Annotated in this window: 24 protein-coding genes and 1 tRNA gene; 8 read left to right on the forward strand and 17 right to left on the reverse strand. The window is 65.9% G+C overall.

The window, feature by feature from the left end; translation table 11 throughout:
- Window positions 1–4: 4 nt before the first annotated feature.
- From ACTHQS_RS18940 to ACTHQS_RS18975, 8 genes are all read right to left on the reverse strand, one after another.
- Complete coding sequence (locus tag ACTHQS_RS18940) at window positions 5–361, reverse strand: barstar family protein (protein WP_440171962.1); 357 nt, start codon at window positions 359–361, stop codon at window positions 5–7.
- 7 nt (window positions 362–368) lie between these two features.
- The gene (locus ACTHQS_RS18945; protein ID WP_440171964.1) at window positions 369–857 is read right to left on the reverse strand and encodes a ribonuclease domain-containing protein; all 489 of its coding nucleotides are present in this window, start codon (window positions 855–857) and stop codon (window positions 369–371) included.
- Between the two features lie 47 nt (window positions 858–904).
- Window positions 905–3,004, reverse strand: coding sequence for a glycogen debranching protein GlgX (glgX, locus tag ACTHQS_RS18950; RefSeq protein WP_440171966.1), 2,100 nt, complete (start codon window positions 3,002–3,004; stop codon window positions 905–907).
- A gap of 88 nt (window positions 3,005–3,092) precedes the next feature.
- Window positions 3,093–4,082, reverse strand: coding sequence for a 23S rRNA (guanosine(2251)-2'-O)-methyltransferase RlmB (rlmB, locus tag ACTHQS_RS18955; RefSeq protein ID WP_440171968.1), 990 nt, complete (start codon window positions 4,080–4,082; stop codon window positions 3,093–3,095).
- A gap of 79 nt (window positions 4,083–4,161) precedes the next feature.
- Window positions 4,162–5,628, reverse strand: a complete 1,467-nt coding sequence (cysS, locus tag ACTHQS_RS18960) for a cysteine--tRNA ligase (RefSeq protein WP_440171970.1) — start codon at window positions 5,626–5,628, stop codon at window positions 4,162–4,164.
- 26 nt (window positions 5,629–5,654) lie between these two features.
- On the reverse strand, window positions 5,655–6,155 hold the full coding sequence (gene ispF, locus ACTHQS_RS18965) for a 2-C-methyl-D-erythritol 2,4-cyclodiphosphate synthase (protein ID WP_440171972.1): 501 nt from the start codon (window positions 6,153–6,155) through the stop codon (window positions 5,655–5,657).
- 8 nt (window positions 6,156–6,163) lie between these two features.
- On the reverse strand, window positions 6,164–6,946 hold the full coding sequence (ispD, locus tag ACTHQS_RS18970; protein WP_440171974.1) for a 2-C-methyl-D-erythritol 4-phosphate cytidylyltransferase: 783 nt from the start codon (window positions 6,944–6,946) through the stop codon (window positions 6,164–6,166).
- A gap of 105 nt (window positions 6,947–7,051) precedes the next feature.
- Window positions 7,052–7,534, reverse strand: a complete 483-nt coding sequence (locus tag ACTHQS_RS18975; protein WP_011690592.1) for a CarD family transcriptional regulator — start codon at window positions 7,532–7,534, stop codon at window positions 7,052–7,054.
- Between the two features lie 271 nt (window positions 7,535–7,805).
- Between ACTHQS_RS18975 and ACTHQS_RS18980 the strand changes: the two genes are divergently transcribed.
- A complete protein-coding gene (locus ACTHQS_RS18980; RefSeq protein ID WP_440172086.1) occupies window positions 7,806–8,423 on the forward strand; it encodes a hypothetical protein in 618 nt (205 codons plus the stop codon).
- An 84-nt stretch (window positions 8,424–8,507) separates the two neighbouring features.
- On the opposite strand, the gene ACTHQS_RS18985 is transcribed toward ACTHQS_RS18980, so the two are convergent.
- Complete coding sequence (locus ACTHQS_RS18985; protein WP_043452089.1) at window positions 8,508–9,188, reverse strand: response regulator transcription factor; 681 nt, start codon at window positions 9,186–9,188, stop codon at window positions 8,508–8,510.
- Window positions 9,185–10,432, reverse strand: a complete 1,248-nt coding sequence (locus tag ACTHQS_RS18990) for a sensor histidine kinase (RefSeq protein WP_440172088.1) — start codon at window positions 10,430–10,432, stop codon at window positions 9,185–9,187. Before ACTHQS_RS18990 ends, ACTHQS_RS18985 begins: the two co-directional genes overlap by 4 nt.
- A 205-nt stretch (window positions 10,433–10,637) precedes the next feature.
- On the opposite strand from ACTHQS_RS18990, the gene phoU reads away from it, so the two are divergent.
- Entirely contained in the window at window positions 10,638–11,300 is a 663-nt protein-coding gene (phoU, locus tag ACTHQS_RS18995; RefSeq protein ID WP_440171976.1) for a phosphate signaling complex protein PhoU, read from the forward strand.
- Between the two features lie 73 nt (window positions 11,301–11,373).
- Here the strand turns inward: phoU and ACTHQS_RS19000 are convergent, their stop codons facing one another.
- Window positions 11,374–12,120 carry a phosphoglyceromutase gene (locus ACTHQS_RS19000; protein WP_440171978.1) on the reverse strand — a complete coding sequence of 249 codons (747 nt, stop codon included), beginning with the start codon at window positions 12,118–12,120 and terminating at the stop codon, window positions 11,374–11,376.
- A 111-nt stretch (window positions 12,121–12,231) separates the two neighbouring features.
- Between ACTHQS_RS19000 and ACTHQS_RS19005 the strand changes: the two genes are divergently transcribed.
- Complete coding sequence (locus tag ACTHQS_RS19005; RefSeq protein WP_440171979.1) at window positions 12,232–13,077, forward strand: class I SAM-dependent methyltransferase; 846 nt, start codon at window positions 12,232–12,234, stop codon at window positions 13,075–13,077.
- Window positions 13,078–13,093: 16 nt separating this feature from the next.
- Here the strand turns inward: ACTHQS_RS19005 and ACTHQS_RS19010 are convergent, their stop codons facing one another.
- Together ACTHQS_RS19010 and ACTHQS_RS19015 are read right to left on the reverse strand one after the other, a co-directional pair.
- Window positions 13,094–13,447: a DUF2516 family protein gene (locus ACTHQS_RS19010; protein WP_440171981.1), complete on the reverse strand. Its 354-nt coding sequence runs from the start codon at window positions 13,445–13,447 to the stop codon at window positions 13,094–13,096.
- 9 nt (window positions 13,448–13,456) lie between these two features.
- Window positions 13,457–14,647, reverse strand: a complete 1,191-nt coding sequence (locus tag ACTHQS_RS19015) for a trans-sulfuration enzyme family protein (protein WP_440171983.1) — start codon at window positions 14,645–14,647, stop codon at window positions 13,457–13,459.
- A gap of 133 nt (window positions 14,648–14,780) precedes the next feature.
- Between ACTHQS_RS19015 and tmk the strand changes: the two genes are divergently transcribed.
- The 4 genes from tmk (at window position 14,781) to ACTHQS_RS19035 (ending at window position 18,394) form a co-directional block, all read left to right on the forward strand.
- Window positions 14,781–15,491, forward strand: a complete 711-nt coding sequence (tmk, locus tag ACTHQS_RS19020) for a dTMP kinase (RefSeq protein ID WP_440171985.1) — start codon at window positions 14,781–14,783, stop codon at window positions 15,489–15,491.
- Window positions 15,488–16,651, forward strand: a complete 1,164-nt coding sequence (locus ACTHQS_RS19025; protein WP_440171987.1) for a DNA polymerase III subunit delta' — start codon at window positions 15,488–15,490, stop codon at window positions 16,649–16,651. Before tmk ends, ACTHQS_RS19025 begins: the two co-directional genes overlap by 4 nt.
- Entirely contained in the window at window positions 16,648–18,216 is a 1,569-nt protein-coding gene (locus tag ACTHQS_RS19030; RefSeq protein ID WP_440171989.1) for an alpha/beta hydrolase, read from the forward strand. The genes ACTHQS_RS19025 and ACTHQS_RS19030 overlap by 4 nt, the downstream gene beginning before the upstream one ends.
- 105 nt (window positions 18,217–18,321) lie before the next feature.
- A tRNA-Thr gene (locus ACTHQS_RS19035) sits at window positions 18,322–18,394 on the forward strand.
- A gap of 97 nt (window positions 18,395–18,491) precedes the next feature.
- Here the strand turns inward: ACTHQS_RS19035 and ACTHQS_RS19040 are convergent.
- The 4 genes from ACTHQS_RS19040 to ACTHQS_RS19055 form a co-directional block, all read right to left on the reverse strand.
- Window positions 18,492–19,271: a maleylpyruvate isomerase family mycothiol-dependent enzyme gene (locus ACTHQS_RS19040; protein ID WP_440171991.1), complete on the reverse strand. Its 780-nt coding sequence runs from the start codon at window positions 19,269–19,271 to the stop codon at window positions 18,492–18,494.
- 16 nt (window positions 19,272–19,287) lie between these two features.
- Complete coding sequence (locus ACTHQS_RS19045; protein ID WP_440171993.1) at window positions 19,288–19,695, reverse strand: hypothetical protein; 408 nt, start codon at window positions 19,693–19,695, stop codon at window positions 19,288–19,290.
- Window positions 19,696–19,774: 79 nt separating this feature from the next.
- Complete coding sequence (locus tag ACTHQS_RS19050; RefSeq protein WP_440171995.1) at window positions 19,775–20,254, reverse strand: HAD domain-containing protein; 480 nt, start codon at window positions 20,252–20,254, stop codon at window positions 19,775–19,777.
- 205 nt (window positions 20,255–20,459) lie between these two features.
- Complete coding sequence (locus ACTHQS_RS19055) at window positions 20,460–20,675, reverse strand: hypothetical protein (protein ID WP_440171997.1); 216 nt, start codon at window positions 20,673–20,675, stop codon at window positions 20,460–20,462.
- A gap of 354 nt (window positions 20,676–21,029) precedes the next feature.
- On the opposite strand from ACTHQS_RS19055, the gene ACTHQS_RS19060 reads away from it, so the two are divergent.
- On the forward strand, window positions 21,030–21,968 hold the full coding sequence (locus tag ACTHQS_RS19060; protein ID WP_440171998.1) for a polysaccharide deacetylase family protein: 939 nt from the start codon (window positions 21,030–21,032) through the stop codon (window positions 21,966–21,968).
- The last annotated feature ends 153 nt before the right edge of the window (window positions 21,969–22,121 follow it).

Genomic DNA, 22,121 nt, shown 5'->3' on the forward strand with positions numbered 1-22,121 from the left:
TGGTTTAGAGCAACACAGCGGTGACGGCCAGGTCCTTGCCTGCATACCGTTCTGCGTCCTGCAGGATTTCGCAGATGATCCCGAACGACCGGTCGCTGCGGAAGGGCGCGGCCACCTGCCACAGGACCGTCACCGGCGGGTTCCCGTTCTCGGTGACGCTGTCCGCGAAGTCGTGGAGCGAGTCGTTCAGTGCGTCGAGGTTCACGCCGTAGTGCTCGGGGAAGTCCAGGACCTCACCAAAGGTTTCCAGGACGGCGCGCTTGCTGTCCGCCGGCGGGACCACCACGCTGCGGCGCCCGGCATCGGCCACCTGTTCCTGCAGTTCTTCGAGGGTCCAGGTGTCGCCGGAGAAGATTCTCATGCTTGTGCTAGCTGCCTTCCACTATGTACTTGAACGTTCCGTAATGGTCCCCGGTGTAATACTTCTCGCCGCCGTTTCCTGCCACGATGCGCCGCGCACCCCGGTCCAATTCCCCAGGGGTGGGGACCGTGTATTCGCGGTAGTAGCCGCGGTCCCGGACCGGCAGGACGCGCTCGAAGTTGCCGAACACCTGGTCATCCTGGCCGTACTGGAAGGGGCCGCCCTCGCGGATCAGCGCCAGCACCCGGCGGCCCTCCACCGGGAGCGCGGATTCCCTGATCTCCGCCAGGCTGGACGGGTTGGCCGCCCGGTGCGGCGCAGGCTGCTTCGCCGGCCCGGACGCAGCCGCGCCGCCCGGAGTGGACGTTTGGCTGGAAGCCGTTCCCGGCGTCGCACTTTCCGTCTGCTGGCCCAGTATCCCGGCCCCGCCGAACGCCACCATGGCCAGCACCACCAATGTGGTGATGAGCAAGGGAATGATGGAGCGGTTGCGCATTTGGGGTACCTGCCGGCTGGTTGTGCTGATCGTTGATGGTGCTTGTTTCAGGTGCGGTAGATGCTGATCGAGTTGGCTTCCGCAAGGTCGGTTTCGCCCGAGGCCACCTGGATGCCCTGCCGTTCTTTGTGGCGCGGCGAGGTGGTCAGCCGGAGCTCGAACAGGCTGGGGGCCTGCCTTCCGGCGTCCGGCAGGATGACCTGCGCGTCCGTGGCGCCCCCGTTTACCACCACGAGGCCTGCCAGGTCACCGCCGTCGTCACCCAGCAGGAGCTGCATGACGCGGTGGCGCGGATCGTTCCAGCGGTCGGCAGACATGGGCTGGCCGTCCTGGTCGAACCAGTAGAGATAGGATTGCTCGTCCCGGACCGGGAAGTCGTGCGGCTGGGCGGCCAGGAACTCCTTGCGCAGCCGGATGTACCGTTTGGTGCTGCGCAGCATCTCGTGCGCCGCCGGCGTCAGTGTCCAGTCCAGCCAGGTAACGGCGTTGTCCTGGCAGTAGGCGTTGTTGTTCCCGTGCTGGGTCCTTGCCATCTCATCGCCCGCCGTGATCATGGGAACTCCGAGCGAAACCATCAGCGACGCCATCAGGTTGCGCCGCGACTGCGCGCGCTGTGCCAGGATCACGCTGTTCTCGGTAGGACCCTCCACGCCGTGGTTGTAGCTCCGGTTGTCCCCGTGCCCGTCCCTGTTCTCTTCGCCGTTGTCCTCGTTGTGCTTGCGGTCATAGGACACGAGGTCGTTCATGGTGAAGCCGTCATGGGCGGTGACAAAATTGACCGACGCCAGGCGCGAGCGGCCGGACGCCTGGAAGAGGCCCGCAGAGCCGGAGAGGGCATCGGCGAGTTTGGCCATGGGCCCGCCGTGCCCGCCGGAATCAATGGCCGCCCTGTCCGCCACCCAGAAGGTCCGGACCGCGTCGCGGAAGTGGTCGTTCCAGTCCACCCATCCCCGGGGGAACCGGCCCGTCTGCCAGCCGCCGTAGCCAATGTCCCATGGTTCGGCGATCAGTTTTGCCGCGGACAGGACAGGATCGGCGGCGACGGCAGTGAGGAATGGGTGCCGGGGGTCGAATTCGTTCGCCGCGTTCCGGCACATCGAGACGGCCAGGTCGAAGCGGAAGCCGTCGATGTGGAATTCATCCACCCAGTACCGCATCGAGTCAGTCACCAGCTGGACTACCCGCGGCTCAGCGAAGTTCAGCGTGTTGCCGCAGCCGGTGGTGTCGACGTACTTGCCGTAGCCGTCCACCCGGTAGTACGTGTCCTCCCCCAGGCCCTTGAAGCTTAGGAGGGGTCCATCCACTCCGCCCTCGGCCGTGTGGTTGTACACCACATCGAGGATGACCTCCAGCCCGGCGGCGTGCAGCGCCTTGACCATCGCCTTGAATTCGTCCTGGACCGCCTGCGCGCCCGCTTCCTGGGCCGCCCGGGTGGCGTACCCGGGGTGCGGGGCAAAGAATGCGGCCGTGTTGTACCCCCAGTAGTTGCTGAGCCCCAGGTCTTGCAGATGCGGCTCATCAATGTGGAAGTGGACGGGCAGGAGCTGGACGGAAGTGATGCCCAGGCCTGTGAGGTGTTCCACAACGGCGGGGTGTGCCAGGCCGGCGTAGGTGCCCCTCAATTCTTCCGGCACGTCGGGGTGGAGCATGCTCTGGCCGCGGACATGCGCTTCATAGATGATGGTGTTCCGCCAGGGAAGATGCAGCGGTTCGTCAGCTTCCCAGGCGAAGTCGACGGCGGTCCGGACGCTGGTGAGGAAGCCGTCGCGCTGGTCCACTCCCCTGCCGTACGGGTCCAGCAGCAGGGGCTGGCCGGCGGAGCCGTTGCCTGCCGGAAGGACCGGGGGCAGTGGCTTGGCGTCCGACGTCGGGCGGAAGCCGTAGCGCGACCCGTACGGCAGGTCCTCCACGATGCCGTGGTGGACCCCCTTGCTGACGTTGGGCAGGCTCTGGACCCGCCATTGGCCCCCGGGAGGGCAGTAGACGATGTCCAGGCTGGCCACGGCAGGGGCAAAGCAGGCAACATTGGCGCGTCCACCGGCATGGTGGCGGGTACCGCCCGAATCAGCGCGCGGGACGCTGACACCGAGGGGAACGGCAGAGGAGGCGTCCATGGTGGATTCGGTGTCGAAAAGCGGCATGACCATCACCTAAATAGTAGCGGCCAACGGCACTTGACAAGCCAATACGCCCGTTGTGGCGCCAGGAACCCCCGCAGGTTACGGGTTGGCGGAGCTATCGCGCCGCTCGCTGGCGGGAAACCTCGTACAGCGAGATGCCCACGGCCATCGAGGCGTTCAGGGACTCCATGGCGGAGTCGATGGGGATGGAGACGGTCTGGTCGCAGTTTTCCCGGACGAGGCGGCTCAGGCCCTTCCCTTCCGAGCCCACCACGATGCACACCGGTTCGGTGGCCAGGGTGAGGTCAGGCAGCGAAACGTCGCCGTCGCCGTCGAGCCCCAGGACGTAGATGCCCATGTTCTTGAACTGCTTCAGCGCGTTGTTCAGGTTGGAGGCTCGGGCCACGGGCACGCGGACGGCGGCACCGGCGCTGGTTTTCCAGGCCGAGGCGGTAACGCCGACGGAACGGCGTTCGGGCACGATGACGCCGTGGCCGCTGAAGGCGGAGACGGAGCGGATGATCGCACCCAGGTTCCGGGGGTCCGTGATGCCGTCCAAGGCCACGAAGAGCGGCGCGTTGGCAATGTGCCCCTTCTTCCACTTGTCCACGGTTTCCTCGGCCAGTTCGTAGGCGTCCTGGTACTCGTAGGGCGGGATCTGCAGCACCAGGCCCTGGTGGACGGCGTCATCCGTCATCCGGTCCAGCTCAGGTTTGCCCGTTTCCAGCAGCGGAATACCCCGTTCGGCGGCGAGCTTCAGGGATTCCTTGACCCGGTCATCCATTTCGATGCGGATGGCGACGTGGAGGGCCTTCGCCGGGATGCCGGCGCGGAGTGCCTCGACCACGGAGTTGCGCCCCGTGACTACTTCCTCGGTGGCGCGGCCCTTGGGACCGGACTTGGCGGCGCCGGCACTGCGGGCACCGGTCCCGCGCTTTGCTGCGGACCGTTCGGAAAGTTGCCTGGCCTTGTGCGCCTTGTGGTACACACGGTCCTCGGCCTTGGGCGTGGGACCCTTGCCCTCGAGGGCCTTGCGGCCATGGCCACCGGTTCCGACGGTTGGGCCCTTCTTCGCTTTAACCGATCGGCGACCATTGTTGGCCATGATGTTCCACCCTTGATTGTGCTGACTGAATCTGCATACCAGTCTACTGACCCGAAAAAAATCGGGCGCAGCGGCCCGCTCAGTCCCGTTTGAGGCTCCAGGTGGCGCCGTCCGGGCCGTCCTCCACTACGACACCTGCCTGGTTAAGCGTGTCCCGGATGGCGTCGGACCTCGCCCAGTCCTTGTCGGCACGGGCAGTTGCGCGGGCCGCCAGCTGTGCTTCCACCAGGACGCCCAGCGCCTCGGCTTCACGCGTGCTCACCGCCGCGGAGCCTGCCACGGCGTTCAGGCCCAGGACCTCGGTCATGAGGAGGACTGCGTGCATCGCGTTCCGTGCGGCGTCGTCGTCTCCCTCGGCGAGGGCTGTGTTGCCCGCCCTGACAGTTTCGTGCAGGGCGGCCAGGGCGCGGGGGACGTTGAGGTCGTCGTCCATTGCTTCGCAGAATGCGTCGACACCAGCGAAAGAGGAACCGGGGGCGCCGTCCACGATGCCCGCGGCGCCGTCGAGGCGTGCCGCAGCCTTGGCCAGGAATCCGTCAATGCGTTCGACGGCGGCGGCGGCCTCCTGCAGGGACGTGGGACGGTAGTCCAGGACGGACCGGTAGTGGGCCTGGCCCAGGTAGTAGCGGACCACGCGCGGTGGGGCGAGTTCCAGCATTTCGGCGGGGCTGATGGTGTTGCCGATGGACTTGGACATCTTTTCGCCCTGGTAGGTCACCATGCCGTTATGCATCCAGAAGTTGGCGAACGGGTGTCCCGCTGCCTGCGACTGCGCCATCTCGTTTTCGTGGTGCGGGAACCGCAGGTCAAGGCCGCCGCCATGGATGTCGAAGGCGGTGCCGAGGTACTTGGTGACCATGGCGGAGCACTCGAGGTGCCAGCCGGGCCGCCCGGCACCCCAGGGCGAGGACCAGCTGGCCGTGTCGGGCTCTCCTTCTTTGGAACCCTTCCACAGCGCAAAGTCGCGGGGGTCCTTCTTGCCGCGGGGATCGGCGTCGGGCGCTGCCTGCATGTCATCGATGTTCTGGCGGGTCAACGCGCCGTACTTGTCCCAGGAGCGGACGTCGAAGTACACGTCGCCCGAGTCGTCCAGCGCCGGGTAGGCGTGGCCGCGGTCGATCAGCTGCTGGATCAGGGCGTGCATCTCCGGAATGTGCCCGGTGGCCCGGGGTTCGTAGGTGGGGCGGGAGACGCCGAGGGTGTCGTAGGCCTTCAGGAACTCCCGCTCGTAGCGGTATGCCAGCGCCCACCACTCCTCGCGGGCCACCTCCCCCGTTTCCGGGGTGAAGTCCGGCGCAAAGGAAGCCTCGGATTTGGCGAGGATCTTGTCGTCGATGTCCGTCACGTTGCGGACCACAGTGACGCGCAGGCCCCGGTACTGCAGCCAGCGGGTGAGCTGGTCGAAGGCGATGGCTGACCGGATGTGGCCCACGTGCGGCATCCCCTGGACCGTGGCGCCGCAGTAGTAGAGGCTGACCTTGCCCTCGACGAGGGGGACGAAGTTCCGGACTTCGGCGGAGGCAGTGTCATAGAAGCGCAGGGTCACCGCTCCAGACTAACTGATGGGCCAGGCTACCTGACGGGCCCGGCGGACTGCGGATACACCAGGGCGGTGGCTACCGCGGAGATACCCTCCCCGCGTCCAGTGAATCCCAAGCCGTCACTGGTAGTTGCCGTAACGCCGACATGGGCGCCTGCTGCCTCGCTCAGGACCCTTTGCGATTCCTCCCGCCGGGGCCCGAACTTGGGCCGGTTGGCCACGAACTGCACGGCCACGTTGCCGATCTCGAACCCGGCTGCCCTGACGATCCGTGCGGCCTCGGCGAGCAGAGTGGCACCGGACGCCCCGGCGAATTCCGGGCGGTCCGTACCGAAGTGGGTGCCAAGGTCGCCGATGCCGGCGGCCGAGAACAGGGCATCAGCGGCGGCGTGGGCGACGGCGTCCCCGTCCGAGTGCCCCGCGAGGCCGCGTTCGCCCGGCCACAGGAGTCCGCCGAGCCACAGCGGGCGGGGCGAGTCCTCGGGCGCGTAGGCATGGACGTCAATTCCCACTCCTGTGCGGGGAAGGACCATGTCCGCGCTCATCCTTCCACCCAGCGGGCGCCGAGCGGGCCCTCAAGGAGCCCTTCGGCGAAGATCAGGTCCAGGGGCGTGGTGATTTTGAGGGACTGGGTGGACCCTCGGACTGCGTGCACTGCCGTTCCAAGCATCTCCACGAGCATGGCATCGTCCGTGACGGCTGCCGCCTGCTGCTCGTCCAGGCCCTGCGCCGCCTCATGTGCCTGCAGCAAGGTGCCGATGGCGAAGCCCTGCGGGGTCTGCACGGACCGCAGTTCCTCGCGGCGGGCCGTGCCCGTAACAACCTCGGGTGCAAACGCAGTGTCGTCGCCGGTTGTGCGCGCCACGGTCTTGACCGTGTCCACAACGGGGAGCACGGGAATGACGGCGGCCGCGCCGGCAACAAGGGAGTCGGCGACGCGGTGGAAAACGGACTCGGGCGTCAGGGCCCGTGCGGCGTCATGGACCAGGACGGCCTCGATGCCTTCCATGAGGGCGGCGATTCCGGCGCGCACGGACGCGGCCCTGGTGGATCCGCCGTCGACCACCGTCAGGAGGGGACCGCCGTCGGCAAGTTCCTCCCGGAACCCGTCGCAAAGCTGCCGCAAGCCCTGGTCACCGGCGGGCAGCGCCACGCATACCTGGCTTGCCACGCCGGACGCGACAATGCCCCGCAGGGCATGCATCAGGATCGGTTCTCCGCCCAGCGGCACGGCCGCCTTGGGCATGCCGTAGCCAAGGCGCTGCCCGGAACCTGCGGCAACCACGATGACTGCTGTGACCAGGCGCGTGGGTGATTCACTCATGCGGACTAGCCTACGACGCCGCCACTTGCGTTGGGCGCTTTGGACACCGCCCGGGTGGGCACAAAAAAGCCCCGGCCGCACTTGCGTGCAGCCGGGGCTAAATTCTTAGGAAGCCAGGACCTCGTCGAGAACGCTTGCAGCCTTCTCCTCGTCGGTCTTCTCAGCCAGCGCCAGTTCTGAAATCAGAATCTGGCGGGCCTTGGCCAGCATTCGCTTTTCGCCTGCGGAAAGGCCCCGGTCGTGATCCCGGCGCCACAGGTCGCGAACAACCTCTGCCACCTTGATGACGTCACCGGAAGCAAGCTTCTCCAGATTTGCCTTGTACCTGCGTGACCAGTTGGTGGGCTCCTCGGTGAACTCGGCACGGAGCACATCGAACACGTGCTCCAGGCCTTCCTTGCCCACTACGTCCCGGACCCCAACAAGGTCAACGTTCTCTGCTGGAACTTCAATGGTCAGATCACCCTGAGCCACCTTGAGCTTGAGATACATCTTCTCTTCGCCCTTGATGGTGCGCATCTTGATTTCTTCAATCTTCGCAGCACCGTGGTGAGGGTAAACTACTGTCTCGCCGACCTCAAATACCATGTGGACATTTCCCCTTTCCCGCAGACCAGTTTATCACGATTCAGGCATATGACCGGCCGGAGAAAGAGGCCCGAACCGCGAAAATACGCGGAAAAACGGCCCAATCGACCCCCTCTACCCTCTTGACGGATGCGCGGATTAGTGCATCACGTAAGCGCTCGCAGGCCGGACATGACGCCGCCGAATCCTCGTTTGCCCGTCTTTGCGGATAGGCTATGGCTGAAAAAGACTTCAAATTTCTTGAGGAGTACGTGACGTGCGTTCCACTGCGATGAACCGGGCCCAGCGCGGCAAACTGGCACTGACGGCTGCTGCCCTTGGCGCCAGCCTGCTGACCGCGGGCTGCGGTTACATCACGCCCCAGCAGACCAGCCATCAGTACTCCGCCTCGGACGGCATCCGCGCAGACCTCGGTCCCCTGCAGCTGCGGAACATCCTCATCGTTTCCACCGGCGAAAACGAGCCCGGCCGCCTGATCGGTGCTGTCTACAACTCCTCCTCCAAGGACGTGAAGCTCACCGTCAAGGGCGCCAAGGGCTCCCAGACCCAGGTTCCGGTGAAGGCCAACTCCTACACGCTGCTGAACGAAAAGTCGGATGAGGCCATCCTGAGCACCACCGGCGGCAAGCCGGGCTCCCTCGTGGACGTCACGATCAGCGAGGACGGCACCAACGTCAGCAACACGGTCAAGGTTCCCGTCCTGGACGCCACCCTGCAGGAGTACAAGGACTACGTACCCACCCCGAGCCCCTCGGCGACGCCCTCCTCGTCGGCAAGCGCCAGCTCATCAGCCAGCGCGGGTTCTTCAACCAGTGCCGGCTCCTCGGCAGGAGCAAGCTCTTCCGCCAGCGCCACACCCAGCGCCACGGCAACTGCCACCAGCCGCTAAGCGGTCACCGGCGACGGCCGGCAGCTACAGCAAAAGGGAGGGGCCCATGGCTCCTCCCTTTTGTCATGGCACCAAGCGCTTCCCTTAGGGCTCGAACTTGTATCCCAGGCCGCGGACGGTCACCAGGTAACGCGGGGCCGAGGGATCCGGTTCGATCTTTCCGCGGAGCCGCTTCACATGGACGTCCAGGGTCTTGGTGTCGCCAACGTAATCGGAGCCCCAAACCCGGTCGATCAGCTGCCCGCGCGTGAGCACCCGGCCCGAGTTGCGCAGGAGCATCTCGAGCAGCTCGAACTCCTTGAGGGGAAGCAGGACCTGCTCGCCGTCCACGCTCACCACGTGCCGTTCGATGTCCATCCGGACGGGGCCGGCCTGGACCGTGGCTGAGACCAGTTCCTCCGGCTCGCCCTGGCGACGCAGGACTGCCCGGACACGGGCCACCAGTTCGCGGGAGGAGTAGGGTTTGGTGACGTAGTCGTCGGCACCGAGTTCCAGGCCCACCACTTTGTCGATTTCCGAGTCCTTGGCGGTCAGCATGATCACGGGAACGCTTGACCGCTGGCGGAGCTGGCGGCACACCTCCGTGCCGGATAGCCCGGGCAGTTGCAGGTCCAGCAACACCAGATCGGCGCCGTTGCGGTCGAACTCGGTGATGGCGTCCAGGCCGTTGTCCACCACCTCAACCTCGAACCCTTCCTTGCCCAGCAAATAGGACAACGGGTCGCTGAACGACTCTTCGTCCTCGACAATCAAAATCCTGCTCAAGCGCTAGCTCCTCGTTCTGTTGCGCCGGCGGCGCGGGGTACTTGGGTAAGACTGGACTGTTCCGGCGCCGCCTGCACCGGCGCGAGTGCCGGGGCGCCGGACCGGGAGGGCCCGTCGTCGCCATCCGGCCCTTCCATCTCCGGCAGCCGGAGGGTGAAGGTTGATCCCTGCCCGGGCTGGGACCACAGCGTCACCTCGCCGCCATGGTTCGATGCCACATGCTTGACGATGCTCAGGCCAAGGCCGGTGCCGCCGGTCTGTCGGGACCTGGCGGCATCCACCCGGTAGAACCGCTCGAAGACGCGCTCCTGGTCCTCCGGGGACAGCCCCTCCCCCTGGTCGGTCACCGAAATGGAGACCAGGCCGTCCCTGGACCGTACCCCGATGCCAACGCGGGTGTTCGCCGGTGAATAGCGGATGGCATTGTCGATCAGGTTCCGCAGCGCCGTGACCAGGAGGTCCTGGTCCCCAAACACTTTGCCTTCGGTCCGGCCACCCACCACGATGCTGATGTTCTTGCTTTCGGCAGGAAGCTGGGACCGGTCCACAGCCTCGGCGATGACCGCATTGACGTCGACGGGTGTGCCCTGCTGCGTGACGCTGGCGCCCTGCAGGCGGGAAAGTTCGATGATGTCCTGGACCAGGGCGGCCAGCCGTGCGGATTCCTTGTGCATGCGCTTGGCGAAGCGGCGGACGGCCTCTTCGTCATCGGCGGAGGATTCCAGCGCCTCCGCCAGCAGGGAGATGGCGCCCACCGGGGTTTTCAGTTCGTGCGAGACGTTGGCCACGAAGTCGTTGCGGATCTCTTCGGTCCGGGTGATCTCCGTCCGGTCATCGGCGAGGAGCAGGATGTATTCCTCACCGAGCATGGCCGCGCGCACCTGGACGATGATGGTCCCCTGCCCCAGCGGTCCCCGCGGAAGCTCAAGCTGTTTTTCCAGGATGACGCCGTCCCGCCGGACTCCTGCGGTCATGTCCAGTAGTTCCTTGTGCACCACGGTGTGTCCCCGGACCAGTCCGTACGCGTAGGCAGCGGGGCTGGCACGGACCACGCCGTCAACATCGTCCAGCACCACGAAAGCACGTCCGACGACGGCGAGCACCTCGGCGGCGCCCGCCGGCAGCGAAAGGTCCCCGGCGTCCACGTCCAGCAGTTCGCGCTGCTTCTCGCTGACCCGGTAGGCAAGCACGCCGAACGTGCCAAGCGCCAGGCCGATGAGGCCGGCAACCAGACCAATGAGCATAGGATCCACAGCTCCACTTTATGCTCTTGCCTGGCGCCTCCCGGCGGCTCCGGGCGCTTAGGGGGAACGGTTCAACTAACGTTCACCTGTGTGGGCATAATCGTTTACCGGGCGATGACAAAGTTAGAGGTCAGAGCGCCCAACGGCGACACGATTCCTGCTGCCCCGGAGCGGCCGGCGGGAGTTCCAAGGAAAGGACGCCCACGTGCGTAAGGTTTTTCAGGAAGAACTCACCCAGGTTGGTGACCAGCTGGTGGAGATCTCCCGGCTGGTCAGCGAAGCGATGGACAAGGCCACTACCTCATTCCAGGTAGCGGACGTGGACCTCGCCCAGGACGTCATCGCTGCGGATGCACGCATCGACTTCCTGCAGAACAGCCTGGATGAACGGGCCATCGACATTCTGGCGCTGCAAGGTCCTGTCGCCAGCGACCTGCGCATGATCGTAGGGTCCCTGCGGATGAGCGCATCCCTGGAGCGCATGGGTGACCTGGCACGCCACATCGCGCAGCTGGCCCGGCTCCGGTACCCCTCCACCGTGATTCCCGGGTCCATGACGGAGACCTTCAACCGCATGGCCGAACTCGACCAGGAGATCGCCGACAAGCTGACGGTCCTGCTGGAGAGCCGCGACCTTGAAGTGGCCAGGGACATCCTCAAGGCGAACACCGCCATCAACGACCTGCACTTGAGCGTCTTCAAGGCCATTGCGGCCCCCGAGTGGTCTGAGTCCCCCGCCACCACGGTGGACGTTGCCCTCGCCAGCCGCTACTTCGAGCGCTTCGCAGACCACGGCGTTTCCGTCGCCCAGAAGGTGACGTACCTGGTCACCGGCGCGTGGCAGCCCAACGCCACCGAGCACAGCTAACCCGCTTCGCCGGGATAAACCGACGGCGGCTGGTCACCTAAGGTGACCAGCCGCCGTCGTATGCGTTAACGCCTTATTTCTTGCCCTGGTTGGCTACTGCCAGGATGGCCTGTTCGGCGGCCTCGGGATCGAGGTAGGTGCCGCCGGGCTTGATCGGCTGGAAGTCTTCATCGAGGTCGTACACCAGCGGGATGCCCGTGGGGATGTTCAGGCCCGCGATAGCCTCATCGCTGATGCCGTCCAGGTGCTTGACCAGCGCGCGGAGCGAGTTGCCGTGCGCCGTGACCAGGACCGTCTTGCCAGCCTTGAGGTCTTCCTTGATGTCCGATTCCCAGTACGGCAGCAGCCGGACCAGGACGTCCTTCAGGCACTCGGTCCGCGGAAGGGCGTCACCAAGATCCGCGTAACGGGGGTCGTGGGCCTGGCTGAATTCGCTGTCGTCGTCCAGGGACGGCGGCGGGGTGTCGTAGGAGCGGCGCCATTCCATGAACTGTTCTTCGCCGTATTCGGCCAGCGTCTGGGCCTTGTCCTTGCCCTGCAGCGCACCGTAGTGGCGTTCGTTAAGGCGCCAGTCGCGCTTGACCGGGATCCAGCCGCGGTCCGCCTTGTCCAGGGCGATGTTGGCGGTGTTGATGGCCCGCTTCAGCAGGGAGGTGTAAAGAACATCCGGGAGGACGTTGTTTTCCACCAGCAGCTCGCCGCCACGCGCTGCTTCCGCGCGGCCCTGGTCGTTCAGGTCAACGTCCACCCAGCCGGTGAACAGGTTCTTGGCGTTCCATTCGCTGTGGCCGTGGCGCAGCAGAATCAGCTTGTAAGTCATGATTTTCATCCTAGCCGAGCAGTGTTGCCGCCCGCCCAGCGTTACACGGCTCCCCTCGGCGGTCGGGGCCGGGGCAGGACACCGGCGCTGAGGCAGCGATAGGGTTGGCCGGTGGTTCAAAAGGCTGAACGGGTGAACGCCCCGCAACTTTCCGGGAGGACGTCCACCGCCAGGCAGGGCCGGCCGGTGGGCAACGTGACCCGCGGCACCACCAACCCCAACCGGATGCGCCGGGTGGACCGGTGGCTGACGGGACCGCAGGCCTGGCGCCTCCGGTCGGCGACTGACCCGCTGGTGGTTGACCTGGGCTACGGCGCAACGCCCGCCACCGCCGTCGAACTCTACGAAAGGCTCGCTGCCGTCCGGCCGGACGTGCGGGTCTGCGGAATAGAAATTGAGCCAGCGCGCGTCCGGGCGGCGCTTCCCCTGCAACGTCCCGGCCTGGCGTTCCAGGTGGGCGGCTTTGAACTGCCCGTTCCCGGGCGGCCCGTCCTGGTCCGTGCCTTCAATGTCCTGCGCCAGTATGAGGAAGCCGATGTACAAGGCATCTGGCGGCTGGTGCAGGAGCGGTTGTCCCCCGATGGCTTGTTCGTGGACGGCACCTGCGACGAAATTGGACGACGCGTCACTTGGGTGGCGCTGGACCGGCACAGGCCTCTGTCCCTGGGCATCTCGATGCGTTTCGGCAGTTTCGACCTGCCATCTGATGTGGCCGAACGGCTTCCCAAGGCACTGATCCACCGGAATGTCCCCGGTGAACCGGTTCACGCCTTTATGCAGGCGATGGACAGGGCATGGATTGAGAGCGCGCCGCTTGCGTCTTTTGGCAACAGGCAGCGCTGGGTGGGTATGTGCCGGAGCCTGCGCGGCGCCGGGTGGCCGGTCCAGGACGGGCCCGCCCGATGGCGGCTGGGCGAACTGAATGTGGACTGGGACGCCGTGGCGCCCCTGGATTAGCCTCTGCTGGTGTGAATCACCAGGGGCCGTAAGGGCCCATGTTGCGGCTGCCGCCGCGGCCTGCGTCCTTTACTGCGGGACGGACATCGGCCAGGTACACGGATGCGGCGACAACCGCGGCCAGGCCGAACAGGCCAAGGGTGCCAAAGAGGCCGCCACTGGCGCCCAGCAGCGAGATGATGCCGACGGCTGCCGCACCGCCGGTGAGGGCAAGCCAGAACGTCTTGGTCCGCTTGCCGGTGGCTTCGAAGGCGTTGGGCCGGTGGCGGAGGCAGTCTACGAACGCCCACAGCTCAAGCCCCAGGGCCACCAGGCCGAGGATGAAGAACACTGCCTGCTCTATGTAACCGATAATTATTCGACCGTCCACAAGCCCAGCCTAGCCGTCCAGCGTGTCCAGCGCCTGCTTCAGGTCGGCCCAGAGGTCTTCGACGCTCTCCACCCCGACGCTCAGCCGTACCAGGTTCTCGGGGACACTGGCGGGTTCTGCTGTATGGCGGCGCCGCCGTTCAATCAGGGACTCGACACCGCCCAGGGACGTGGCCGGCAGCCAGAGATCCAGTGCCTGCACCAGTTTGTCAGCCGCGTCGGCACCGCTAAGGCCCGCCGCGGGCGCCACCTGGATGCAGATGATGGAGCCAAAGCCCTTCATTTGCGCCTTGGCACGGGTATGGCCCGGATCGTTATCGAGCCCCGGGAACCGGATGGATTCGATGGCAGGGTGCCCGGCAAGGCGTTCCGCCAGGACCATGGCCGATTCCTGGGACCGCTCCACCCGCAGCGCGAGGGTCCGCAGCCCGCGCAGTGCCAACCACGCCTCAAACGGACCGGCGATGGCGCCGTGGATGATGCGGTGGTGCAGCAGTTCGGCACGGATGTCCGGGTTGGAGGTAACCAGCGCACCGAGGACGACGTCGGAGTGCCCGGCAAGGTACTTGGTCACCGAGTGCAGGACGACGTCGGATCCCAGCAGCAGGGGCTGCTGCACCAGGGGCGTGGAGAAGGTGTTGTCCGTGACGACGATAGCTCCCACTGCGTGCGCGGCGTCCGCGACGGCGGCCATGTCCGCGATGCCCAGCATGGGGTTGGTAGGGCTCTCCAGCCACAACATGGCGGCCGCCTTCTGCGACGGGCCTTTGGGCGCAAGTGCGTCCTTGACCGCATCGGTATCGGCGATGTCCACGGTCCGGAGTTCGATGAAGCCTTTCTGCGCGAGTTCGGTGGCCATTACCAGGGAGCCGGAGTAGCTGTGGTTGGGCATGACCAGCACGCCGCCGGCGGGGATCAGGGACAGGGCCGAACTGACCGCCGCCAGTCCCGACGCGTAGAGCAGGCCAGGCAGCGCGGACCCCTCAAGCTGGCCCAGCGCTTCTTCGAACGGGTCCCAGGTGGGGTTGGAGTAGCGGCCGTAGCCCCGGTCGCCGTCACCGAGCGGGCCCGTCCCGAAGTAGGTGGAGGAAAGGATAATGGGAGGGTTGACCGGCTGGTCCCTTTCCCGTGGCGGACGCCCCGCCGCGACCACCACTGTCTCAGGTGAAAGGGATGCGGCCTGGTACTCGGAAAGACTCATGGTCAAAAGCGTACTGTTCCTGCCATTTGGGCCGAAAAGTAATGTCGCTTTGTGGACGCTGGTCCTTCCACCCGTCCTGCACAGGGGGTATTCCGAGGCCCGGAATGTCGCCCCGCCTCGGTAGGCTTGAGAAGTGAACAAACTGAAGGCCGGCGTATTCATCGCATTCGAAGGTGGCGATGGTGCCGGTAAGTCCACCCAGGCGGCCCGGCTTGCGGCGGCGCTGGAATCGCGTGGCTACACCGTGCTGCGGACCCGTGAACCCGGGGGCACTCCCGTCGGCGAAAAACTTCGCTCCCTTGTGCTGGACCACGGCAACGGGGAAATCGACGCCCACACGGAAGCCCTGATCTTTGCGGCTTCCCGCGCTGCCCACGCCACCCAGGTCATCCGCCCCGCGCTTGGCCGTGGCGACATTGTGCTGACGGACCGGTATATCGACTCCTCGGTGGCTTATCAAGGGGCCGGCCGCAACCTGGGCCAGGACGCCGTGCGTTCCGTCAACGAGTGGGCCACATCCGGCCTGCAGCCGCACCTGACCGTCCTGCTGGACGTAGATCCGGAGCTGGGGCGACGCCGCCGGACGGCGGGGCAGGCAGCAGAAGACCGCTTGGAATCCGAAGCGGACGAGTTCCATACCCGCATCCGGCACGCTTTCCTTGACCTGGCGGCACGCCGCCCCGCCTCGTACCTGGTCCTCCCGGCCCATTTGCCGGTCGATGACCTGGCCGTGCGGATCCTCGCCCGGGTCGACACCCTGCTTGATGCTCCCCTCGCAACCGTGCAGGATGCTGTGCCGCAGCCTGCAGTGCCGGGAGCTGCACCTGACGGTGGTGGCTCGTGACCGTCTGGGATGACCTCCAGGGCCAGCCCGCCGTCGTCGAACAACTGCGGCAGGCCGCCAGCGGTGAGGGCCTGACTCATGCCTGGCTTTTCACCGGGCCGCCGGGCTCCGGCCGGTCCAATGCGGCCAAGGCATTCGCGGCCGCGTTGAACTGCGACCAGGAGGACGTAGGCCTGCGTGGCTGCGGCCAGTGCCAGGCATGCCACACGATTTTGGGCGAAACCCATTCGGACGTGACGTTCGTGCGCACCGAAAAGGTCACCATCACCATCGATGAGGCGCGTGAACTCGTTGCGACGGCGGGAAACCGGCCTTCGTCGGGGCGGTGGCGCATCATCGTCGTGGAGGACGCCGACCGCATGGCCGAACGGACCACCAACGTGCTGCTCAAGGCCATCGAGGAACCGACGCCGCGCACGGTATGGATGCTGTGTGCGCCATCGCCCGCCGATGTCCTGGTCACTATCCGCTCGCGCTGCCGCAGCGTTGCCTTGCGGTTGCCGCCAGCTTCGGATGTTGCCGCCCTGCTGGTCAGGCGCGACGGCGTGGACCCTGCCCTCGCTGAGCAGGCAGCCCGTACAGCGCAAAGCCACGTGGGCATTGCCCGCCGGCTGGCGAGTGATCCCGCGGCAAGGGAACGCCGCCTGGAGACGGTCCGTTTTCCGCTTGGGCTGCGCGGCGTAACGGCCGCGGTCATGATGGCGGACAAACTGGTCAAGATCGCCACTGCAGAAGCCAACAGCTCCAATGAGGAGCGGGACGCCGCGGAGAAGGCCGCCCTCCTGGCCACGCTGGGGGCGCCCGAATCCGGAACCCTGCCCCCGGCGATGCGCAGCCAGTTGAAACAGCTCGAAGACGACCAGAAACGGCGTGCGAAGAGATCCATCACGGACTCGCTGGACCGGACACTCACCGATTTGCTGTCGTTTTACCGGGATGTCCTGGTCATCCAGTTGGGGAACGCCGTGGAACTGGTCAACGTTGAGTTGAGGAGTGAGCTGGAGGAGTTCGCCGCCCGCAGCACTCCGGAAGCCACCCTGGCCCGAATGGACGCCATCAACAAAGCCCGCGACCGCATCACCACCACCAATGTTGCCCCGCTGCTGACCATCGAGTCCATGGCGGCCAGCCTGATCCAGCCCTCCAAGGAGACCCGATGACTGCCCGCCCACTGCCCGCACGCCACAGGTCCCTGGCGGTCGCCGTCCGTGCCGCGGGGGCCATGGCCCTGGCCATGGTCCTGGCCTCGTGCAGCCTCCTGAACGGCGGCGGCAAGAACGCGCCGGAGGCTGCCACCGCCAAGGCTGATCCTTCAATTGTGGCGTCCGCTCCTGCCGGTCTGGAAAAGTTCTATTCGCAGGAAGTCGTCTGGCAGCCCTGCGAAGGGGAGTTCCAGTGCGCCAAAGTGACTGTCCCCATGGACTACGCCAATCCGGGCGGCGAGACCATCGAGCTGGCTGCGCTGCGGGCGCCAAGCACGGGCAAGAAGACCGGCAGCCTCCTGGTCAACCCCGGCGGTCCGGGCGCCTCCGGCTACGACTTCGTCAAGGACGCCGCCGGAACCCATTTTTCAGCTGCTGTCCGCGATGCCTACGACCTTGTCGGTTTCGATCCGCGCGGCGTGAAGCGCTCCGCCCCCGTCAGCTGCATGACTGATGCGGAACGGGACGCCTCCCGGGCCAAGATCTACGCTCTCGAGACCGATGCCGGGCTGCAGGCGGCACTGGCGGACAACAAGGCCATCGCCGCCCAGTGCGCGGCACAAACAGGTCCGGTCCTGGCCCATATCGACACCGTCAGCGCTGCCAAGGACCTGGACGTGCTCCGTGCCGTGGTGAACGACACCAAGCTGAACTACCTGGGGTACTCCTACGGGACGTTCCTGGGCTCCACCTACGCCTCGCTGTTCCCCGACAACGTGGGCCGCATGGTGCTTGATGGCGCCCTCGATCCGTCCATCACCAACGAAGAGCTGACCAGCGGCCAGGCCCGGGCCTTCGAAAAAGCGCTCCACACCTATGTTGCCAGCTGCCAAAAGCAGGGCAAGTGTCCGCTGAGCGGCGATGCCGACTCCGGCGTACAGCAGATCCGGGACCTGATCGATTCCATCCAGGAGACGCCCCGCACCGCCAAGGACGGCCGGCTGGTCAACGCCACCACGTTTGTCAGCGGCCTGATCACCCCGCTTTATAACGACCAAAGCTGGCCAGCCCTCACCCAGGCGCTTGAGGCCGCGATGTCCGGAGACGTAAGCCTCATGCTCCGCCTCGCCGACCTCGGCGCCGACCGCGCGTCGGACGGTTCGTACACCTCCAACTCGACCTTCGCCTTCAACGCAATCAACTGCCTTGACTACCCCATGGTTTCGGACGCCGCGGGCATGCGTGCTGAAGAGAAGCGGCTGGAACAGGATTCCCCCACCCTTGGGTACTTTTTTGCCTACGGCGGGACGACGTGCGCGGACTGGCCGTACAAGAACGTGCGTACTCCCGCGCCGGTGGAATACAGCGGGGACTCCCCCATCGTGGTCATCGGCACCACCGGCGATCCTGCCACCCCTGTTGACTGGGCCGCATCGCTGCGCAAGCAGCTGGGGAACGCCGCACTGCTGACCTGGAAGGGAGAGGGGCACACCGCCTACGGCCGGGCCAACAGCTGCCTTGAGGACTCCGTGGACAAGTACCTGGTGAGTGGAAAGCTTCCGGCCGACAACACGGTCTGCTGACGGCCTCGGCGGCGTCCGTGGAGCTCATTTTGACCGGGGCGCGGGGACTCTATTACAGTTGACTCTTGCATGAAGCGCCCGGTTCCACCGGGGATTTCATGCGGTGCTTCCTTAGCTCAGTCGGTAGAGCGTTTCACTCGTAATGAAAAGGTCATCAGTTCGATTCTGATAGGAAGCTCGGGATAAACCCCCTAGAAATCAAGGTTTCTGGGGGGTTTTTCGCTGGTTAACCGACCCTGTTGGGTTTTTGGTGCGTCACCTCACAGCTCACTTACTCAGAGTGGCAACAGGTGCTGAAGCACTCCCGTGGGCTGCCCCCGCCCCGAAAGGATCCGGCAGCATTCGATGGCATCAATTTGCAGGCTGTCATCAAAGCCGGCCGGACGGCTGAACCTGCCTCCGGCGGGGCCCGTGAGGATGAGGCAGAACGGGTCCTGATGCCGGGTTGCCCATTCCGCGATAAGGTCCTCGACGATCCGGCCGTCATGATCCCGCGTCTGGTTGAGTGGCTGGCCCGTGGCGCGGCAGATGTCTATGCGATGCATCCAGACGTCACGGGTGAATCCGACGTCGAACAAATAGCTCAGTGGCTGCCACCCGAAGTCAACGTCGGCCATCCGGCCGAGCGGCAGCACCGGAAGGGCCCTCACGGCGCCCGGCAGCCGGCGCCGCGCCCTGAGCGCAGCAGCAGACGCGTTGCGCCATCTTGCTGCGATGCCTTCAGGCTCCAGCTCTGTCCGGGCCCGGAGCTGGGCTTCGTTCAGGCCGTCAACCCAGTGATGGCCGTTGATTTGCCTGGTGAGCTTGCGTCCCTGCCAGACCTGGCGGAGGAACTCCCGGGGTGACGCTTGCGCCTCGGCCGAGGCTATGACGTGGACGGCAATGTCCCTTACCGTCCAGCGTGTGCAGTCGGTGGGTGCGCTCCAATGCTCGCGGCGGAGTTGCTCAAGGAGTATCAGGAACTGACGATTTTCTTCCGCGGCCAGCTTCATGGCTTCACTGTGGTGGATTCTGGTGATGGCCGCGGCGTCCTTCTCAGGGGGCTGTGGGCTCATCGTGGTTTCTGCTTTCTCATCGGACCGGCCCCCGCTGCCGGCGGCCGCGGGCCCAGATGACCTCAGCCACTGCGCTCAAGGCCATCGGAAAGGAAACGACGGCAGCGAGATGGCGCAGCAGACTGTCGGGGTCCACCAGCGCCGCCCAGCCCACGAGGACGCCTGGCAGCCCGACGCAGACGGTCACCCAGACAGGGTTACCCCGCGCATGTGACCATGCCGAGGCCGCGAGGGAAACGGCGGAGCCGGCGTAGACGTAAAGGCTGCCGGTCCAGGACTGCTCCATTTGCGCTGGCGTCGGCAGCCACAGGGACCAGCCCCCACGGACGATCCCGTAGCCGACCAGGACCAGCGAGGCGAGGACGAGCAGGATCCAGAGAGTGGCGCCGGTCCACCGCCGCCTTGCTTCGGAACCTGTCTCCACCAGCTGTTCTCCTCTACTGAAAACCACATTGCTTGGAAAGCGCGGCCCCGCCCCTTGTAGCCGCGGTCCCATCGGCGCGTCATCCGCCCGCGATGAACGCCTCGATCCGCGCCACGTGCGCTTCCGCCAGGCCACGGTCAGGATCAGGTTGTTCCAGGTGCACCGGCTGGCCGTGCTCGTCGGCCCATTTCCTGGCGTCCGGTCCAAGTACATCGTCGACCCAAACCACTGAGTCCCAGTCGGCGTCGTCTGCGGCGTCCATCCTGAACAGCCATCGGGCAACTGACGTCAATTTTGGTGTCGGCATGTCTGCGTCGGCCTGCCGGAACACCATGGTGACCCGCAGCGGTTCGACGTCGAGCTCCAGCTGGGCTTCCAGCCCTGCGACGCTGTCTGCCGGCCACGTGGACACCCATGCGATGCGTCCGCTGCGGGCAAGGCGCCGCACCAGGGCGCGCTTTTCGTTGGAGAGCCGGAGCAGCGGCCTGTCCCCTCCGATGCCCGGGCACACGGCAGGATTCAGGACACCATCGATGTCCAGAAGAATGATGGGCTTCACGGTCTGGTGAGAGGCGCTGCGGTCAGGGCCGGGCAGGCTGCCGAGACCGCCATCCTCTTGAACCCGGCCGCCTCCGCTAAGGCTGCTGCTGTCATGTCCCCCACTCCCCCAAGTGCCTGCGTTGCGCTGAGTCTACTGCCCGCAAGCCTGGACGCCGTGCACCCGCAGTCTTGTTACCGTGGGTCAGGACATGGTTCCGGCCCGGTCAGCCCTTTGGAAGCTCATTGAGTTTGGATCGGATGAAGTCCTGGTCCTCGCGGGAAACGGCTGCCTCGCCGTGAAGTCCCGTGGGAAGGCTCTCCCCGGTTTCCTTGGAGATCACCGCAGTGATGGTTCGCGGAAGTATCTGGCATCCCGGGTTATCGATCAGCCACTTCTGGGTTGCCGGGTCCAGGCGGCCCCAACGGTCTTTGAGGTTCATTGCTGGATGTTGCCTCCGTGCTCAGGTGATGGAACTGGGTCTGCAGCGGGCCCTTGGCCCACCCCAAACCACAAGTAAACGCGAGCCTGGACGGAAGGCACAGGGGCGAAAGTCCCTGCCGCAGCCCTTTATTACGGCCGCCACCCCGGCCCCGGGCAAGGTTCAGGAAACGGCAAGGGAGCCTTGGTATTCTCCCGGTATGACCCCCCGCTCCCAGGTTGCTGTTGCGCGCGCCGAGGCCTTCGACGCTGCATTTCCCGCAGATTGCAGCCTCCCCGCGCCTGCCACGTCCGCGTACCGGGGCAGGGTAAGCCGGATACGGGCCGCAGAACAGTCCCGGAAGAGGAACTAGCGGTGGAACCACATGTCCCCCGGCACTTGAGCCGGGACGGGAATGGCCCCGGCCGCAGGGTAGTCCTGCTGGCGGCAGTGCTGACAATGTCCGCTGCCGTGCCCGACCTGCAGCCGCGCCTGAAGCACACATCCAAGGCGCCGGAGACGCCGGCCCCAGACGATGCTGCGGCGGGTGTCAGCTCAACTGTCCTGCACTCCGGCCCTGACGGCGACGCGCCCGCCCCCAGCACGCCGGCAGCGCCCGTACCGTCACGCGCCCAGATTGTCGACACCTACGGGAAGCACCAGGCCCGGTACTGGGGCCTGGAGGCTCCCGGAGTCCTGACGCGGCTGCCCCGAGCACAAGAGGGAATCGCGCTCACTCTTGATTTCTGCGGCGGCCCCGGCGGTAGCGGCTACGATCAGGCATTGCTCGAGACGCTGCGCCAACGCCACATCCCGGCCACGCTCTTCCTGAACTCCCGGTGGATCACTGCCAACCCCGCTGCCACCCGGCAACTTGCGGCAGACCCCCTCTTCGAGGTGGCCAACCACGGGACTTCCCATAAGCCGCTGTCCACCAACGGCAACACGGCGTACGGCATTCCAGGCACCAGGAATGCAGGGGAAGTCTATGACGAGGTCATGCCGAACGACGACGCCTTGGCAAGCATCACGGGCAAGCGCCCCAAGTACTTCCGCCCGGGCACCGCCTACATGGACGACGTCGCCACGGACATCCTGGGCGCGTTGGGCGTGAAGCCGGTGGGCTTCAGCATCAATGGTGACGGCGGTGCAACCTATCCTGCCGCCGTCGTCGCCAATGAGGTGGGCAAGGCCCGGGCAGGGGACGTGGTCATCTGCCACGGCAACCACCCCAACGGTGGAACGGCCGAAGGCGTGAAACTGGCGGTGGACAAACTGCTGGCAGCGGGAATGAGCTTCGCCCGCCTGCCCTGAAACATTTGCCCTGGGGTACCTGCCCCGGCGCCACCGGTGCCGCTCCGCTGGCGGCCCGCGAACCCATCCGATACGTTGACAGGGAACCTGCCCGGTCGCATCGGGTGGACCGGGTGGACCGTCTCCTGCCGATGCTGGACGTTAGGAAACCCC

This window comes from Arthrobacter sp. SAFR-044, from assembly GCF_051965175.1.
Lineage (GTDB): Bacteria > Actinomycetota > Actinomycetes > Actinomycetales > Micrococcaceae > Arthrobacter.

What these genes read in the sequence shown, in the direction of transcription:
- ACTHQS_RS18940 (WP_440171962.1), bottom strand. Translation starts at nt 361, where the DNA reads ATGAGAATCTTCTCCGGCGACACCTGGACCCTCGAAGAACTGCAGGAA.
- ACTHQS_RS18945 (WP_440171964.1), bottom strand. Translation starts at nt 857, where the DNA reads ATGCGCAACCGCTCCATCATTCCCTTGCTCATCACCACATTGGTGGTG.
- glgX (WP_440171966.1), bottom strand. Translation starts at nt 3,004, where the DNA reads ATGGTCATGCCGCTTTTCGACACCGAATCCACCATGGACGCCTCCTCT.
- rlmB (WP_440171968.1), bottom strand. Translation starts at nt 4,082, where the DNA reads ATGGCCAACAATGGTCGCCGATCGGTTAAAGCGAAGAAGGGCCCAACC.
- ispF (WP_440171972.1), bottom strand. Translation starts at nt 6,155, where the DNA reads ATGGTCCTTCCCCGCACAGGAGTGGGAATTGACGTCCATGCCTACGCG.
- ispD (WP_440171974.1), bottom strand. Translation starts at nt 6,946, where the DNA reads ATGAGTGAATCACCCACGCGCCTGGTCACAGCAGTCATCGTGGTTGCC.
- ACTHQS_RS18975 (WP_011690592.1), bottom strand. Translation starts at nt 7,534, where the DNA reads ATGGTATTTGAGGTCGGCGAGACAGTAGTTTACCCTCACCACGGTGCT.
- ACTHQS_RS18980 (WP_440172086.1), top strand. Translation starts at nt 7,806, where the DNA reads ATGAACCGGGCCCAGCGCGGCAAACTGGCACTGACGGCTGCTGCCCTT.
- ACTHQS_RS18990 (WP_440172088.1), bottom strand. Translation starts at nt 10,432, where the DNA reads ATGCTCATTGGTCTGGTTGCCGGCCTCATCGGCCTGGCGCTTGGCACG.
- ACTHQS_RS19000 (WP_440171978.1), bottom strand. Translation starts at nt 12,120, where the DNA reads ATGACTTACAAGCTGATTCTGCTGCGCCACGGCCACAGCGAATGGAAC.
- ACTHQS_RS19015 (WP_440171983.1), bottom strand. Translation starts at nt 14,647, where the DNA reads ATGAGTCTTTCCGAGTACCAGGCCGCATCCCTTTCACCTGAGACAGTG.
- ACTHQS_RS19030 (WP_440171989.1), top strand. Translation starts at nt 16,648, where the DNA reads ATGACTGCCCGCCCACTGCCCGCACGCCACAGGTCCCTGGCGGTCGCC.
- ACTHQS_RS19040 (WP_440171991.1), bottom strand. Translation starts at nt 19,271, where the DNA reads ATGAGCCCACAGCCCCCTGAGAAGGACGCCGCGGCCATCACCAGAATC.
- ACTHQS_RS19055 (WP_440171997.1), bottom strand. Translation starts at nt 20,675, where the DNA reads ATGAACCTCAAAGACCGTTGGGGCCGCCTGGACCCGGCAACCCAGAAG.